Raw genomic sequence first — 14,019 nt, 5'->3', positions numbered from 1 at the left:
CGGATTCACTGAAAATGACGACACACCGATTCGGCCTGCGCTCAGGCCTTGCGTTGGGCTTTGCGTTTGTGGCGGGCACACTCGCTGCGCCTAGCGCGATGGCACAGCAGGCCGAGGCGCCGCAGAAGCCCGGCAAGCCGATCCATGCCGGCGAGGTGCTGTCGGGGGAACTCAGCGCGCTGCGGGTGCGTGCCGGCAAGCAGGGCAAGCGGGTCGCGACCTACCAGATCACCAGCGAGCCGCGCCGCCTGCCGGCGCCGAACGGCCTCTGCAACCTCGAGACCGGCCCCGAAACCTTCCAGCTCGTCACCACCAGCGACGCGCAGACCACGCAGCTCAAGCGGCTCGTCGGCAAGGAAATCTCGGTCAAGATCGACGAGGTCGCCTGCGCCCAGGACGCCGGCCAGGTCAGCGAAGCCATCGTCACCAAATGGAGCGTGGTGACGAAGTAGAGGCTACGCCTGTCTTAACCTCCCCTTCAAAAGGGGAGGTCGCTTTGCTCGCCAGGGCAAAGCGGGTGGGGATCGTGTCTCTCCACGAACGTCGGCGCGTGCGGCTGACCCCCATCCCGACCTTCCCCCTTTCAGGGGGAAGGGGAAGGATGAAGCCCGTAGCCCGGATGCAGCGAAGCGAAATCCGGGGCAGTCGTGCAAGCCGATAGGTTTCCCGGATTGCGCTTCGCTGCATCCGGGCTACGAAGGCTAGATCCGCACCGGTCCCAGCTCGTCAAAATGTCCGCGCCGCTGCAGCCAGGCGAGCAGCAGCAGGCTCGGGATCGCGACCAGCACGCAGATCACGAAGAACGCCGACCAGCCGACATATTGCGCCACATAGCCGGCGCCGGATGACAGATAGGTGCGGCCGACCGCGGCGAGCGCGGTGAGCAGCGCGTACTGGGTCGCGGTGTGCAGCGGATTGCGGCACAGCGCCGAGAGGTAGGCGACGAAGATCACGGTGCCGATCGCGCTGGTAAAATTCTCCGCGGTGATCGCGAATGCCAGCGCCCATTGATTGACGCCGACATGGGCGAGCCAGGAGAAGGAGAGGTTGGCGATCGCCTGCACCACGCCGCCGATCCAGAGGCTGGCCGCCAGCGAATAGCGCCGCGCCACGAAGCCGCCGGCAAAGCCGCCGATCAAGGTCGCGGCAAGGCCGACGCCCTTGACGATCGCCGCGTAGTCGACCTTGGAAAAGCCGATGTCGATCACGAATGGCGCGGTCATGGTGCCGGAGAAGGCGTCGGTGAACTTGAACAGCACCACGAAGGCCAGCGCCGCGAGCGCGTCCTTGCGGGTCAGGAACTCGGAGAACGCGCCGAGCGCGGCATGAGCGACACGCTCGGCGGCGTTCTGCGCATGCGTGGCGGCCTCCGCGCCTTTCGATTGGGCGGGCTCGGTCGCGGCGAGCGCAGTGACGGCGCCGATCAGGATCAGCGCCGCCATCACCACATAGCCCCACATCCACGCCGACGGACGGGCAAGGCCTGACGATTCGAAGCCGCTGACGATGAACAGCGCGCCCGCGGTCGAAACCAGCATGCCGACGCGATAGGCCGCGACATAGGACGCCATGCCGGCGGCCTGCTCGCTCTCGGGCAGGCTCTCCACGCGAAAGGCGTCGACCACGATGTCCTGCGTCGACGACGTGGTTGCCACCAGCAGCGCGGCAAAGGCGGCAAACCACGGTGAGCGCGCCGGATCGGCCATCGCCAGCACCAGGATCGCGGCGATCAGCAGCAATTGCGAGAACAGCAGCCAGCCGCGGCGGCGCCCGAACACCTGCGTGAACAGCGGCACATGCAGCGCATCGACCAGCGGCGCCCACAGGAACTTGAGCGTGTAGGGCGTACCGATCAGCGCGAGCAGACCGATGGTGCCGAGATCGACGCCGGCCTCCTTCATCCACACCTGCAGCGTCGATCCCGACAGCGCCAGCGGCAGCCCCGACGAGAAGCCGAGCAGCAGCACGATCAGCACCCGCGGTTGCAGGTAAACCGCAAGGCTGTCGCGCCAGGAGGTGGACTTTAGTGTCTGCTTTTGCGTTGCAGGCACGTCTGACGTCGCTTCAGGTGCGGTCATAGGCCGTTGGTAGCAGATTCGAGCCACAAAGAGGGTGTCATCGCCCGGCTTGACCGGGCGATCCAGTATTCCAGAGGCCTATCCGCCGCCACCGGCAATCTCCGGGTAAAGATCAATCCAGCCCGGATTGTCCTTCTCAATGAGGGCAATTTTCCAGGCGCGGGACCACTTCTTCAGCCGCTTCTCACGCTTGATCGCGTTCTCCGGGTCATCGAATTGCTCGAAATAGACGAGCTTCACGACGTCGTACTTTTCGGTGAAGCCTTCGACGAGTTTCAGCTTGTGCTCGCCCACGCGGCGGATGAGGTCATTTGTCACACCGATGTACAGCGTGCCGCCGATGTGGCTGGCGAGGATGTAGACGTAATAGTGACGTGCTCCCATCTGCCGCCTCTGGGATACTGGATCGCCCGGTCGAGCCGGGCGATGACAGCGAGTATGTTGGCAAAATCACTCGATGACAATCACTCTCCCAAGTGCGGTCATAGAGCGTTCGTACGAAATGCGGCCCCACAAAGACTGTCATCGCCCGGCTTGACCGGGCGATCCAGTATTCCAGAGGCCTATCCGTCGTCTGCAGCAAATCTATTGTCGTGCCAATGTAGAGCGTGCCGCCGATGCGGCTCGCAAGGGATGTAGATGGAGTAGGTGCGCGTTCCCAACTTCCGCCTCTGGGATACTGGATCGCCCGGTCAAGCCGGGCGATGACACCGAATATTTGGCGTGCATCGTAGACGACACCTACTCCCCCGCCTGCAGCTTGCGCGGGGCGGGGAATAGCTCCGGTGTGGCGGCCTTGACGAAGCGGGGGACTTCGATCGGGGCTTCGGACTTGCTGAAGTCGAGCTCCTCGATGCGGCCGGCGCGCTTTTCGATCTTGTCGGCGGAGATCAGGATCTGCCTGACGTCCTCGTTCACCTGGCCGAAATGGGTCTGCAGCTTGAGCACGCGCTCGCGGAGGCGGCCGAGGTCGTCGCCGAGATGCATCACCTCGTTGCGGATCTGGTCGGCGGCGTCGCGGATGCGGGCGTCTTTCAGGATCTGCTGCATCACCTGGATCGCCAGCATCAACAGCGACGGCGACACCAGCACGACGCGGGCGCGATAGGCCTTCTGCACCACGTCGTCGAACCCGTCATGGATCTCGGCATAGACCGATTCCGAGGGCACGAACATCAACGCGGTGTCCTGGGTCTCGCCCGGGATCAGGTATTTTTCCGCGATGTCGCTGACATGCTTGAGCACGTCGGCGCGCAGCCGCTGGCTGGCGAACCGGCGCTCCTCGTCGCTGCGCGCGTCGTGCAGCGCGGTCATCGCCTCGAGCGGAAATTTGGCGTCGATGCAGAGCGGGCGCTGGTCGGGCAGGAACACCACGCAGTCCGGCCGCTTGCCCGACGTCAGCGTGTACTGGAACTCGTAGGAGCCCTTCGGCATGCCGTCCTGGACGATCGCCTCCATCCGCGCCTGGCCGAACGCGCCGCGCGACTGCTTGTTGGCGAGCACGTCGCGCAAGGTCGTGACCTGGGTGGTGAGCTCGCCCAGGTTCTTGTGGGCGTGGTCGATGATGCCGAGCCGCTCATGCAGCACGCGCAGCGAGTCCATCGTGTTGCGGGTCGATTGTTCCATCGACTGGCCGACCCGGTGGGTGACCGAGTCCAGCCGCTCGTTGACCGCCCGCGCCATCTCGGCCTGGCGGCCCGCCAGCGCCTGCGCCATGGCGTCGACCCGGCCGGAGGCCTCGCTCTGGGCCCGCAGCATGTCGGCGAGCCGCTCCTCCAGCTCGTCGGCGCGGATGGTCTGGGCCATCGCCAGCTCGGCGCCGCGCCGGCTGGCGCGGGCGATCACCACGGCGATGGCGAACAGCAGCACCAGCGCCAGCGCGCCGAGGCCGATCAGCGCATCGGAGACGCGGACCGGCAGGTCGCCGATCATGAGGAGAATCTCGTTCATGTCGGCCGTTGTAGCCGATTCGCCGGCCATGGCGAACGAAGAGGGAACACTTATGGTTAATGGAACGTCAATTTTCGTGGTTAACGCGGTGTGAAGAAACGTGGTTAAGGCTGCCTTAACCGGTTCCGGAGCGCATTGACCCCCGGATAGCGTCGGCTTAAATCGCGCGCATGGCACTTAGAGAAATCATCATCCTGCCGGACAAGCAATTGCGCCTGGTGTCGAAACCTGTCGAGAAGGTGACGCCGGAGATCCGCAAGCTGGCCGACGACATGTTCGAGACCATGTATGACGCGCCCGGCATCGGGCTCGCGGCGATCCAGATCGCCGAGCCGCTGCGGCTGATCACCATGGATCTCGCCAAGCGCGACGAGAACGGCGAAACCCAGCCGAAGCCGCGGGTGTTCATCAATCCCGAGATCATCGCGCGCTCCGAGGAACTGTCGGTCTATGAAGAGGGCTGCCTGTCGATCCCCGAATATTACGAGGAGGTCGAGCGGCCGGCGCGGGTGCGCGTCCGCTATATGGACCTCGACGGCAAGCTGCACGAGGAGGACGCCGACGGGCTGTTCGCCACCTGCATCCAGCACGAGATCGATCACCTCAACGGCGTGTTATTCGTGGACTATCTGTCGAAGCTGAAACGCGACCGTGTCTTCAAGAAATTCGAGAAGGCCGCCAAGCGCGCGGCAGAGTAGCTTCGTCATCAAGGCTCGACTCCCTCTCCCGCTTGCGGGGGAGGGGGGGGGGTGGCGGTCTTTCCGCGAGTCGTATCGCGGAGATAGCCTCCACCCGGATCGCACCTTCGATGCGACATAGCCGAAGCTTTTGCTTCGGCGTCACTTAGAGACGGCCGCCGAAGGCGGCCTATGCCTCCCCGCAAGCGGGAGAGGCAAACCGAATTCGCGGAAAGACCCGCGCGCTTCATATGCGTTCCTCTCCCCGCAAGGGGTAGGAACAGACCGAGTTCTCGTCATGTCCCTCCGCCTGATCTTCATGGGCACGCCTGATTTCGCGGTGCCGACGCTGCTGGAGCTCGTGGCCCACGGTCACGAGGTGGTGGCGGTCTACACCCGCGCGCCGAAGCCCGGCGGGCGCCGCGGCCTGCAATTGCAGCCGACCCCGGTCGAGCAGGAGGCGCGGCGGCTTAACATTCCCGTGCTGACGCCGAAGACGCTGAAGACGGCCGAGGCGCTCGACGAGTTCCGCGCGCACGAGGCTGATGCGGCCGTCGTCGTTGCCTACGGCATGATCCTGCCGCAGGCCATTCTCGATGCGCCAAAGCTCGGCTGCTTCAACCTGCATGCCTCGCTGCTGCCGCGCTGGCGCGGCGCCGCCCCGATCAATCGCGCCATCATGGCGGGCGATGCCGAAAGCGGCGTCATGGTGATGAAGATGGATGTCGGGCTCGACACCGGCGACGTCGCGATGGCCGAGCGGCTGCCGATCTCGGACAGCATGACGGCCGCCGACCTGCACGATGCGCTGGCGCCGCTCGGCGCCGACCTGATGGTGCGCGCGATGGGCGGGCTGGAGCGCGGCGGCCTGCAGCTCACCAGGCAGAGCGCGGACGGCGTCACCTACGCCGCCAAGATCGAGAAGGCCGAGGCGCGGATCGACTGGCACCAGCCCGCGCATGCGGTGCTGCGGCACATTCACGGGCTCTCGCCGTTCCCGGGCGCCTGGTGCGAACTCGCCGGCGAAGGCGAGCCGGTGCGGCTGAAGATTCTGCGCTGTGAGCTCGCCAAGGGTTCGGGTGCGCCCGGCGATGTGCTCGACGATAACCTTGCGATCGCCTGCGGCGACGGTGCGATCCGGATTCTCGAGCTGCAGCGCGCCGGCAAGGCGCCGATGAAGGCGGCCGACTTCCTGCGCGGCACGCCGCTGAAGCCGCCTGCGCGGCTCGTCTGATGCCGCGCTACAAGCTCACCATCGAATATGACGGCACGCCGTTCTCCGGCTGGCAGATCCAGGACACTGCGCCGACCGTGCAGGGCGCGCTGGAAGCCGCGGTGAAGGCGATCTGCGGCGAGGACGTGCGCGTCCACGGCGCCGGCCGCACCGACGCCGGCGTTCATGCGCGCGGCCAGGTCGCGCATTGCGACATCGCAAAGTCGTTTCCGCGCGGACGCCTGCGCGACGGGCTGAACGCGCATCTGCGTCCGCATCCGATCGCCGTACTCGCGGCCGAGATCGTGGCCGACGATTTCGAGGCGCGCTTCTCGGCAATCAAGCGGCATTATCTCTACCGCATCGTCAACACCCGCGCGAACCTCGCGCTCGACATCGGCCGGGTCTGGCGCGTGCCGCGCGCGCTCGATGCGGCGGCGATGCACGCGGCCGCGCAGCGGCTGCTCGGCAAGCACGACTTCACCACCTTCCGCGACACCGAGTGCCAGGCCAGATCGCCGGAGAAGACGCTCGACCAGCTCGACGTTGTCAGAGAGGGCGACGCGGTGAACATCGTCACCTCGGCGCGCTCGTTCCTGCACAGCCAGGTGCGCTCGATGGTGGGGTCGCTGGTCTGGGTCGGCGAGGGCCGCTGGAGCGCTGACGATCTCGCCGCCGCGCTCAAAGCCCGCAACCGTGCCGCCTGCGGCCCGGTCGCCCCGCCGGAGGGGCTATATCTGGTGCGGGTGGATTACTGATAACCCCAATCCCTACTGTGCATGGGGTTGTTTTTCGAGGTTTGGTCTAGCCGAGCGCGAAATACCGGTCGAGGATGCCGCGATAGACCCGGGTCAGCTTCTCCAGATCGGACACCGGGGTGCGCTCGTCGACCTGGTGCATGGTCTGGCCGACCAGGCCGAACTCGATCACCGGGCAGTAGCTGGAGATGAAGCGCGCATCGGAGGTGCCGCCTGAGGTCGAGAGCTCCGGCCTGCGGCCGGTGACCTCCTCGATCGCCGCCACGGCAAGATCGGTGAACGGCCCGGGCTTGGTGACGAACACGTTGGAGTTCGACGGCGCCCAGTCGATGCGGGCGCGGATGCGGTTGCCGCAGGCTTTTGCGAGCCGCGCGTCGACCAGCTGGCGCAGGCTCTCCTGGGTGTGGTTGTCGTTGTAGCGGATGTTGAATTTCGCCCGCGCCTGGCCCGGGATCACATTGCCCGCGGTGTTGCCGACATCGACGGTGGTGAATTCGAGGTTGCTGGCCTGGAATTGGGTGCTGCCATGGTCGAGCGGCTCGTCGCTCAGCGCTACGATCAGCCGCGAGATATCAGGCACCGGGTTCGAGGCGCGGTGCGGATAGGCGACGTGGCCCTGCACGCCGTCGACAACGAGCGTGCCGGACTGCGAGCCGCGCCGGCCGACCTTGATCATGTCGCCGAGCACCTCGACATTCGACGGCTCGCCGAGCACGCAATGGTCGAATCTCTCGCCGCGGTCGGCGCACCATTTCAGCAGCTTGACGGTGCCGTTGATCGAGACGTCTTCCTCGTCGCCGGTGATCAGGAACGAGATCGAGCCGTTGCCGTCTCCTCGCGGCTTGCCGTCATGCTCCCTGAGATATTGCAGCACCGCGGCGACGCTGCAGGCGATGCCACCCTTCATGTCGACCGCGCCGCGGCCGTAGAGATAGCCGTCCTTCACCTCACCGGAGAACGCGCCGACCGTCCATGCGGCTTCGTCGCCCGGCGGCACCACGTCAGTGTGGCCGGCGAAGGACAGATGCGGCGCGGCGGTGCCGATGCGGGCATAGAGATTGTCGACGTCGGCGGTGCCGGGCTCGGAGAAGGTCACGCGATGGACCTCGAAGCCGGCGGCCTTCAGCAGGTTTTCCAGGACTCCGAGTGCGCCGGCATCCGCAGGCGTGACGGACGGGCAGCGGACGAGATCGCGGGTGATCGAAACGGCATCGCTCATGCCTCCCGCTTAACACGCCACACCGGAGGTGGGCCAGCTTTGTGCGGCTCGATTTCGAGCTCGCTCTGCTGATCCCAGCCCTGCGTGGCACGCGGCCTGATGTCGCGGTCGTGGCGCGGCCGCGCCTGAACTTTCCGCAGCGGATTGGCGCCGTAGCGGTTGGGGTATCGGGTACCGGGTAAACATGCGAGCTCGATGAAGGCCCAGATGTACAGCAGGAAGGCGATCGCGCCGACGATCGAGAGCGCGTAGACATTCTCCGGCAGCCGGCCCGCGAATTGATTGATCAGCCCCGGCACCACGAAGAACGGGATCATCCACCACGCGCTCTTGTCGCGGTCGTGCAGCCGCTTGATCGACACCGCGAGATAGACCCAGGTGAACAGCGCCGTTCCGCTCGCCTTGACCAGCAGCGCGGGCAACTGGCGGACGGTCAGCGACCGGTACGTGTCGGGATCGAGGACGCGGAAGATATCCTCGACATTGAAGCCGAACGAGGCGCCCTTGCCGGCAAGCCCGATTGCGATCAGCAGCGCCGCCAGGAACACCATCCAGCAGACGATGACCAGCGCACCGAGCCAGAACTTGGCGCGGTTGATGCGGCCCTTGAAGCTGAACAGGTACCAGGCCCAGTCCATGGCAAACTCCGGGCGGCAATCTTCGCGGCCCGGAGTCTTTGTCGTTGGTGACGATAACTTGGTTCGAGAAGCCCGACCCGTCACCCTGAGGGGGTGTGAAGCTTTGTCCTCCCCCACCGCTGTCATCGCCCGGCCTGTGCGCAATTGCGCACATGGACCGGGCGATCCAGTACGCCGCGGCCTCTCGGTTCATTCACCACCGCCTCTGGAATACTGGATCACCCGCATGCGCGGGTGATGACACTGAGCAAGTTGAGCTAACCAACCCGTCACCCTGAGGTGGCCGCTTCTTCAGCGGCCCTCGAAGGGTCGACGGCCCGGCTGGTGGCCGTGCATCCTTCGAGGCTCGCCCAGCAGCGCAATTGCGCTGCAAGGCTCGCACCTCAGGATGACGGGTCGCACAGCAGGCGCTCCTTCCGATCAGTCGCGCAGCAGCTCGTTGATGCTGGTCTTGGTGCGGGTGCGCTCGTCGACGCGCTTGACGATCACGGCGCAGGCCACCGCCGGGCCCGGCTGGCCGTTCTTCAGCGGCTTGGCCGGCAGCGTGCCGGGCACCACCACGGCATATTCCGGCACTTCGCCAACAAAAACCTCGCCGGTCTCGCGGTCGACGATCTTGGTCGAAGCGCCGAGGAACACGCCCATCGCCAGCACCGCGCCCTTGCGCACGATCACGCCCTCGGCGACCTCCGAGCGCGCGCCGATGAAGCAATCGTCCTCGACGATCACGGGCTCGGCCTGCAGCGGTTCGAGCACGCCGCCGATGCCGACGCCGCCGGAGATGTGGACGCGCTTGCCGATCTGGGCGCAGGAGCCGACCGTCGACCAGGTGTCGATCATGGTGGCTTCATCGACATAGGCGCCGAGGTTGACGAAGGAGGGCATCAGCACGACGTTGCGGGCGATGAAGGCCGAGCGGCGGACGATCGCGCCCGGCACCGCGCGAAAGCCGGCGTCGCGAAAGCGGTTCTCGCCCCAGCCGTCGAACTTCGAGGGCACCTTGTCCCACCACGACGCCTTGCCCGGGCCGCCCGCGATCTGGCCCATGTCGTTGAGGCGGAACGAGAGCAGCACCGCCTTCTTCAGCCACTGATTGACCTTCCACTTGCCGCTGGCCTCGCGCTCGGCGACGCGGGTCTCGCCCTTGTCGAGCAGCTCCAGCGCATGATCGACCGCCTCGCGGACCTCGCCCTTGGTCGAGGTCGAGATGCCCTCGCGGGCGTCGAACGCGGCGTTGACGGTGGTTTCGAGGGCGGACAGCGACATCGGGACGATCCTTGGACGTAGCGGGATTATGACGGGAATTTTGCAGGGCTTTTTCGGGATTTGGGCCCGCGGAGTCAAGGCTGACTCGACCGTGCAGCCCGGATGCAGCGAAGCGCAATCCGGGATCCTTGCGGCAGGCGGAGGCGCCCGTCCCGGATTTCGCTTCGCTGCATCCGTGCTACGGTTTCAGTGGCGTCCCGCTCAACCGCTGCAAGAATACGGTCAGATCGTCGGTGACATGATCGACATGGGCGGCGTCGCGGCCCTCGAGCTCCCAGGTCTCGCGCACCACCTCCTGGCTGCCGTCGGGGACGACTAGCACGGTGACCATGCCGAGCTGATGCGGCACCACCAGATTGCGCGCGAGGTCCTCGAACATCGTGGCTTTCGCCGGGTCGACGTCATGCAGCTTCAGGAATTTCTGGTAGGTCTGCGGCGCCGGCTTCGGCTCGAGGTCGGCGGCGATGATGTCGAATACGCCGTCAAAGTGATCGGTGATGCCGAGCCGGCCGAGCACCGCATCGACATGGTCCACCGAGCCGTTGGTCAGGATCAGCTTGCGCCCCGGCAGCTTTGCGATCGCAGCGCCCATCGCTGGATTCGGCTGCAGCGGCGAATGGTCGATCTGGTGCACATAGGCGAGGTAGTCGTCGGCACTTACGCCGTGCTCGGTCATCATGCCGCGCATCGTGGTGCCGTAGCGCAAATAATAGTCCTTCTGCAGCACCCGTGCCTCCTCCGGCGAGATCTTCAGCCAGTTGCTGACGAACTCGCCGATCCGCGCATCGACCTGCTGCCACAGATTGACGTGGTGCGGATACAGGGTGTTGTCGAGGTCGAACACCCAGGTCTCGACATGGCCGAAGCTGCGGGGAGTTTTCATGAGCGCCTCATTCACGGCATCGCAAAGCGCAGCGTCTTGCCGCCGCTGGTCATGTCGACGGTGGTGAAGCCGGCGACGGCGAGGCCGCGGTTGCCGCAGTCGCCCTGCTCGTTGATCTCGAACTTGCTCTCGCGGGTGCAGAGCGGGACCGCGCCGCCCCAGTTCAGCGGCTTGTCCTTGATGCGGACGGTGCGGTTGTCGTTGTCGACGGCTTCGGCAAACGAATAGATCTGCTTCGGCGTGCCCGACACGTCGGGATGCAGGCACTTGCCGGGATCGATGCGGTACCAGCCGCGGCTGGTGACGGCCTTGCCGTCGTCGGTGGCGACCGCCGCCATCACCTTGTGCGGCGTGTCGTTGCACCAGGTCAGCCCCGATGCCGACGGTTTCTGCACGGCATCGACCATGGCGGTGAAGAAGTTTTGCGACTGCACGATGTCGCTGTTGAGCCCGCGGCTTTTCAGGAATGCCGACAGCGCGGCCTGCGTCTTCGGCCCGTCGACGCCGTCGATCGGCGCCGCGTCGTAGCCTGCGATCACCAGCAGGCGCTGGATGCCGGCGAGCCGCGCCTGTTCGTCGTCATACTCTGAGTCTTCGGCGAGATAGGCGACGAGATTGCCGTCGTCGGTCCGGGTCGGCGTGATCTGGGTGAACTGCGCCGGTATCTGGCCGGAGCGGCATTGCCGCGCGGCGGCGATCACGAAATTGTCCTGCGCGACGCACAGCGTGTCGGTGCCGCTCTGCGGGATCGGCGAGGCGCCGTAGACGCCGAGCGCGCGGGCGTTCAGCAGCACGCGGTCGGCGGTCAGCGCTCCCTGCACCACCACCCGGCAGGTCGCGGGATCGATCCGAAACCAGCCGCGCGTTGCGGAGGCCGCCTTGTCGTCGATGCCGATCGCGGCCTCGACCACATAGCTCATCCGATTGCAGAGTTTCAGGTCCGCATTGGCCGGCGCCGAGGAGAACAGCAGCGACACGGCCGCTGCCGGCAGCGACATCAAGAGGCGCGCGAGCGGAGAGCGACACGGCGACTTCAGCGCGGCGGCGATCCGCGCGTGCAATGTGGTGCGGCGACCAATGCGCAGGGCGCGCACGGCAGGGACGTACCCGGCCGTGACCGCCCTCGATCGCTTGACCCCGCCCCGCATTATTTGTGGATCAGCGTGCCGGTGCCCTGGTTGGTGAACAGCTCCAGCAGCACGGCGTGTTGCGTCTTGCCGTCGATGATCACGACGCCCTGCACGCCCTGCTCCAGCGCGTAGATGCAGGTCTCGACCTTCGGGATCATGCCACCGGAAATGGTGCCGTCGGCGATCAGCTTGCGGGCATCCTTGATCGACAGATCGGGGATCAGCTTTTTCGACTTGTCGAGCACGCCCGGCACGTCGGTCAGGAGCAGCAGGCGCTTGGCCTTCAGCGCGCCCGCCACCGCACCGGCAAAGGTGTCGGCGTTGACGTTCAGCGTCTGGCCGTCCTGCGAGGTCGCGAGCGGCGCCAGCACCGGGATCAGCTCGTAGCCGATCAGCTGGTTCAGCAGCGTCAGGTCGACCTTTTCGGGGTCGCCGACGAAGCCGAGATCGACCGCCTTCTCGATGTTGGAGTCGGGATCGACCATGGTGCGCGTCGTCTTCGACGCCTTCACCATGTTGCCGTCCTTGCCGGAGAGGCCCACGGCCTTGCCGCCGGCCTCGTTGATGTAGCCGACCAGCTGCTTGTTGACCGAGCCCGCCAGCACCATCTCGACGATCTCGATGGTTGCGGCGTCGGTGATGCGCAGGCCCGCGGCGAATTCCGACTGGATGCCGAGACGCTTCAGCATGGTCGCGATCTGCGGTCCGCCGCCATGCACGACCACCGGATTGATCGCGGTCTGCTCCAGCAGCACGATGTCGCGCGCGAACGCCTTTGCAGTCTCCTCCGCGCCCATGGCATGGCCGCCATATTTGATGACGATGGTTTCCTCGTCATATTCCTGCATGTGCGGCAGCGCTTCCGACAGGATGCGGGCCTGATCGAGCGGGCTGATGTGCTGGTCGGTCATGGGGCGGGTCTCGTCGTCAGCGGAGGGGTGGGCGCGGTTCTATCTGATTGCCGGGCAGGGCGCAAAGCGGGAGAGGTATTCGTGAATTTCCGTAGCCCGGATGCAGCGCAGCGCAATCCGGGGACGGCCTGTCCGCGGATGCAGGCCCCGGATTTCGCTTCGCTGCATCCGGGCTACAAGTTTACCGCCGCGGCCACATCGCCGCGACCGCCAGCACCAGCCAGCTTGCGATCAGCAGCGTTCCGCCTGATGGAGCCGCCATCTGAAACAATCCGTGGCCGGCATATTGGCGCAGCGCGAGGTCGCCGGCGAACAATGACGATGCGATGACGAAACCCGTGGCGGCCACGAGGGCGATCTTTGCCGGAACGATCGCGCGCTCCGCGATCGCAACGGTCGCCAGTACGGCGGGGGCATGAAACAGCAGCATCGAGGAGGCCGCCGCGAGCCGCGACGCGTCGGACAGATGGGCGGCGGCTGCCGCCAGCACCACGCCGCAGGCGCCCATGATCGCGGCAAGGCCGATCAGCAGGCGGGATACGCCGTTCACCGGCGCCGCTCCTCGATCAGGCGCACCATCGCGGCGCGCAGTTCAGGCATGCCGCCGCCGGTGCGCGACGACGTCACCAGCACCTCGGGAAACGCCGCCGGATGCTTTGCCAGCGCCGCCGTGGTGTCGGCGATCATGGTTTTCAGCTCGCCGGCTTTGACCTGGTCGGCCTTGGTCAGCACGACCTGGTAGCTGACCGCGGACTTGTCGAGCGTCTTCAGCACGTCGAGATCGACGTCCTTGATGCCGTGGCGGGCATCGATCAGCACATAGACCCGCGCCAGCGTGGCGCGGCCGAGCAGGAATTTATGGATCAGCTCGGTCCATGACGCGACCTTGGACTTCGCCGCGGCGGCGTAGCCGTAGCCGGGCATGTCGACGAGGCGGAAGCCGGCGTGCTCCGGTCCCTCGAAGAAGATCAGCTCCTGGGTGCGGCCCGGCGTGTGCGAGGTGCGCGCCAGGTTGTTGCGGCCGGTCAGCGCGTTGATCAGGCTCGACTTGCCGACATTGGAGCGGCCGGCAAAGGCGACCTCGAGGCCGGTCATCGGCGGCAGCGTTGCAATCGAGGGCGACGCCCAGATGAAGCGCCAGTCGCCGGCGAACAGCTTTCGCCCCTGCTCGATCAGCTTCGGGTCGGGTTCGGCGGTCATGCGACGGTGTTCCTGGCGGAGAAGGGTACTCCTCCGTGATTGCGAGCGGAGCGAAGCAATCCAAGCGCCACGTGTCGAGACATGGATTGCTTCGTC

The 14,019-nt window shown here is 66.0% G+C and carries 15 protein-coding genes; 4 read left to right on the top strand and 11 right to left on the bottom strand.

All coding sequences use genetic code 11. The annotated features are described in order from the left end of the window. The first annotated feature begins 14 nt into the window (after positions 1-14). Entirely contained in the window at positions 15-452 is a 438-nt protein-coding gene (locus CI41S_RS09610; protein WP_139858729.1) for a hypothetical protein, read from the top strand. Positions 453-701: 249 nt separating this feature from the next. On the opposite strand, the gene CI41S_RS09605 is transcribed toward CI41S_RS09610, so the two are convergent. From CI41S_RS09605 to CI41S_RS09595, 3 genes are all read right to left on the bottom strand, one after another. Beyond that, positions 702-2,078: an AmpG family muropeptide MFS transporter gene (locus CI41S_RS09605; RefSeq protein ID WP_139858728.1), complete on the bottom strand. Its 1,377-nt coding sequence runs from the start codon at positions 2,076-2,078 to the stop codon at positions 702-704. A gap of 78 nt (positions 2,079-2,156) precedes the next feature. Further along, positions 2,157-2,462 carry a GIY-YIG nuclease family protein gene (locus CI41S_RS09600; RefSeq protein ID WP_139858727.1) on the bottom strand — a complete coding sequence of 102 codons (306 nt, stop codon included), beginning with the start codon at positions 2,460-2,462 and terminating at the stop codon, positions 2,157-2,159. Positions 2,463-2,819: 357 nt separating this feature from the next. Further along, entirely contained in the window at positions 2,820-4,028 is a 1,209-nt protein-coding gene (locus CI41S_RS09595; protein ID WP_139858726.1) for a DNA recombination protein RmuC, read from the bottom strand. A gap of 170 nt (positions 4,029-4,198) precedes the next feature. Here CI41S_RS09595 and def point away from each other — a divergent pair, with 170 nt between their 5' ends. From def to truA, 3 genes are all read left to right on the top strand, one after another. Next, positions 4,199-4,726: a peptide deformylase gene (gene def / locus CI41S_RS09590; RefSeq protein ID WP_139487133.1), complete on the top strand. Its 528-nt coding sequence runs from the start codon at positions 4,199-4,201 to the stop codon at positions 4,724-4,726. A 277-nt stretch (positions 4,727-5,003) separates the two neighbouring features. Then, positions 5,004-5,939, top strand: a complete 936-nt coding sequence (gene fmt / locus CI41S_RS09585) for a methionyl-tRNA formyltransferase (protein ID WP_139858725.1) — start codon at positions 5,004-5,006, stop codon at positions 5,937-5,939. Continuing rightward, entirely contained in the window at positions 5,939-6,676 is a 738-nt protein-coding gene (gene truA, locus CI41S_RS09580; protein WP_139858724.1) for a tRNA pseudouridine(38-40) synthase TruA, read from the top strand. The genes fmt and truA overlap by 1 nt, the downstream gene beginning before the upstream one ends. A gap of 46 nt (positions 6,677-6,722) precedes the next feature. On the opposite strand, the gene dapE is transcribed toward truA, so the two are convergent. From dapE to yihA, 8 genes are all read right to left on the bottom strand, one after another. Beyond that, the gene (dapE, locus tag CI41S_RS09575; protein ID WP_139858723.1) at positions 6,723-7,895 is read right to left on the bottom strand and encodes a succinyl-diaminopimelate desuccinylase; all 1,173 of its coding nucleotides are present in this window, start codon (positions 7,893-7,895) and stop codon (positions 6,723-6,725) included. After that, the gene (locus tag CI41S_RS09570) at positions 7,892-8,533 is read right to left on the bottom strand and encodes a DUF805 domain-containing protein (RefSeq protein WP_172627973.1); all 642 of its coding nucleotides are present in this window, start codon (positions 8,531-8,533) and stop codon (positions 7,892-7,894) included. Before CI41S_RS09570 ends, dapE begins: the two co-directional genes overlap by 4 nt. A gap of 420 nt (positions 8,534-8,953) precedes the next feature. Further along, positions 8,954-9,799, bottom strand: a complete 846-nt coding sequence (gene dapD, locus CI41S_RS09565) for a 2,3,4,5-tetrahydropyridine-2,6-dicarboxylate N-succinyltransferase (RefSeq protein ID WP_139858721.1) — start codon at positions 9,797-9,799, stop codon at positions 8,954-8,956. A gap of 178 nt (positions 9,800-9,977) precedes the next feature. Then, complete coding sequence (locus tag CI41S_RS09560; protein ID WP_139858720.1) at positions 9,978-10,682, bottom strand: pyrimidine 5'-nucleotidase; 705 nt, start codon at positions 10,680-10,682, stop codon at positions 9,978-9,980. Between the two features lie 11 nt (positions 10,683-10,693). Beyond that, on the bottom strand, positions 10,694-11,680 hold the full coding sequence (locus CI41S_RS09555) for a DUF1036 domain-containing protein (protein WP_139858719.1): 987 nt from the start codon (positions 11,678-11,680) through the stop codon (positions 10,694-10,696). Between the two features lie 149 nt (positions 11,681-11,829). Further along, entirely contained in the window at positions 11,830-12,723 is an 894-nt protein-coding gene (argB, locus tag CI41S_RS09550; protein WP_139487140.1) for an acetylglutamate kinase, read from the bottom strand. A 181-nt stretch (positions 12,724-12,904) separates the two neighbouring features. After that, complete coding sequence (locus CI41S_RS09545) at positions 12,905-13,231, bottom strand: DUF423 domain-containing protein (protein WP_139858803.1); 327 nt, start codon at positions 13,229-13,231, stop codon at positions 12,905-12,907. A 38-nt stretch (positions 13,232-13,269) separates the two neighbouring features. Continuing rightward, a complete protein-coding gene (yihA, locus tag CI41S_RS09540; RefSeq protein WP_139487142.1) occupies positions 13,270-13,923 on the bottom strand; it encodes a ribosome biogenesis GTP-binding protein YihA/YsxC in 654 nt (217 codons plus the stop codon). Positions 13,924-14,019: the final 96 nt, after the last annotated feature.

Source organism: Bradyrhizobium ivorense (assembly GCF_900696085.1).
Lineage (GTDB): Bacteria > Pseudomonadota > Alphaproteobacteria > Rhizobiales > Xanthobacteraceae > Bradyrhizobium > Bradyrhizobium ivorense.
Note: the sequence above shows the minus strand (reverse complement) of the source record. Positions and strands in the feature narration are given on the sequence as shown.

What these genes read in the sequence shown, in the direction of transcription:
- CI41S_RS09610 (WP_139858729.1), top strand. Translation starts at nt 15, where the DNA reads ATGACGACACACCGATTCGGCCTGCGCTCAGGCCTTGCGTTGGGCTTT.
- CI41S_RS09605 (WP_139858728.1), bottom strand. Translation starts at nt 2,078, where the DNA reads ATGACCGCACCTGAAGCGACGTCAGACGTGCCTGCAACGCAAAAGCAG.
- CI41S_RS09600 (WP_139858727.1), bottom strand. Translation starts at nt 2,462, where the DNA reads ATGGGAGCACGTCACTATTACGTCTACATCCTCGCCAGCCACATCGGC.
- CI41S_RS09595 (WP_139858726.1), bottom strand. Translation starts at nt 4,028, where the DNA reads ATGAACGAGATTCTCCTCATGATCGGCGACCTGCCGGTCCGCGTCTCC.
- def (WP_139487133.1), top strand. Translation starts at nt 4,199, where the DNA reads ATGGCACTTAGAGAAATCATCATCCTGCCGGACAAGCAATTGCGCCTG.
- fmt (WP_139858725.1), top strand. Translation starts at nt 5,004, where the DNA reads ATGTCCCTCCGCCTGATCTTCATGGGCACGCCTGATTTCGCGGTGCCG.
- truA (WP_139858724.1), top strand. Translation starts at nt 5,939, where the DNA reads ATGCCGCGCTACAAGCTCACCATCGAATATGACGGCACGCCGTTCTCC.
- dapE (WP_139858723.1), bottom strand. Translation starts at nt 7,895, where the DNA reads ATGAGCGATGCCGTTTCGATCACCCGCGATCTCGTCCGCTGCCCGTCC.
- CI41S_RS09570 (WP_172627973.1), bottom strand. Translation starts at nt 8,533, where the DNA reads ATGGACTGGGCCTGGTACCTGTTCAGCTTCAAGGGCCGCATCAACCGC.
- dapD (WP_139858721.1), bottom strand. Translation starts at nt 9,799, where the DNA reads ATGTCGCTGTCCGCCCTCGAAACCACCGTCAACGCCGCGTTCGACGCC.
- CI41S_RS09560 (WP_139858720.1), bottom strand. Translation starts at nt 10,682, where the DNA reads ATGAAAACTCCCCGCAGCTTCGGCCATGTCGAGACCTGGGTGTTCGAC.
- CI41S_RS09555 (WP_139858719.1), bottom strand. Translation starts at nt 11,680, where the DNA reads ATGTCGCTGCCGGCAGCGGCCGTGTCGCTGCTGTTCTCCTCGGCGCCG.
- argB (WP_139487140.1), bottom strand. Translation starts at nt 12,723, where the DNA reads ATGACCGACCAGCACATCAGCCCGCTCGATCAGGCCCGCATCCTGTCG.
- CI41S_RS09545 (WP_139858803.1), bottom strand. Translation starts at nt 13,231, where the DNA reads ATGGGCGCCTGCGGCGTGGTGCTGGCGGCAGCCGCCGCCCATCTGTCC.
- yihA (WP_139487142.1), bottom strand. Translation starts at nt 13,923, where the DNA reads ATGACCGCCGAACCCGACCCGAAGCTGATCGAGCAGGGGCGAAAGCTG.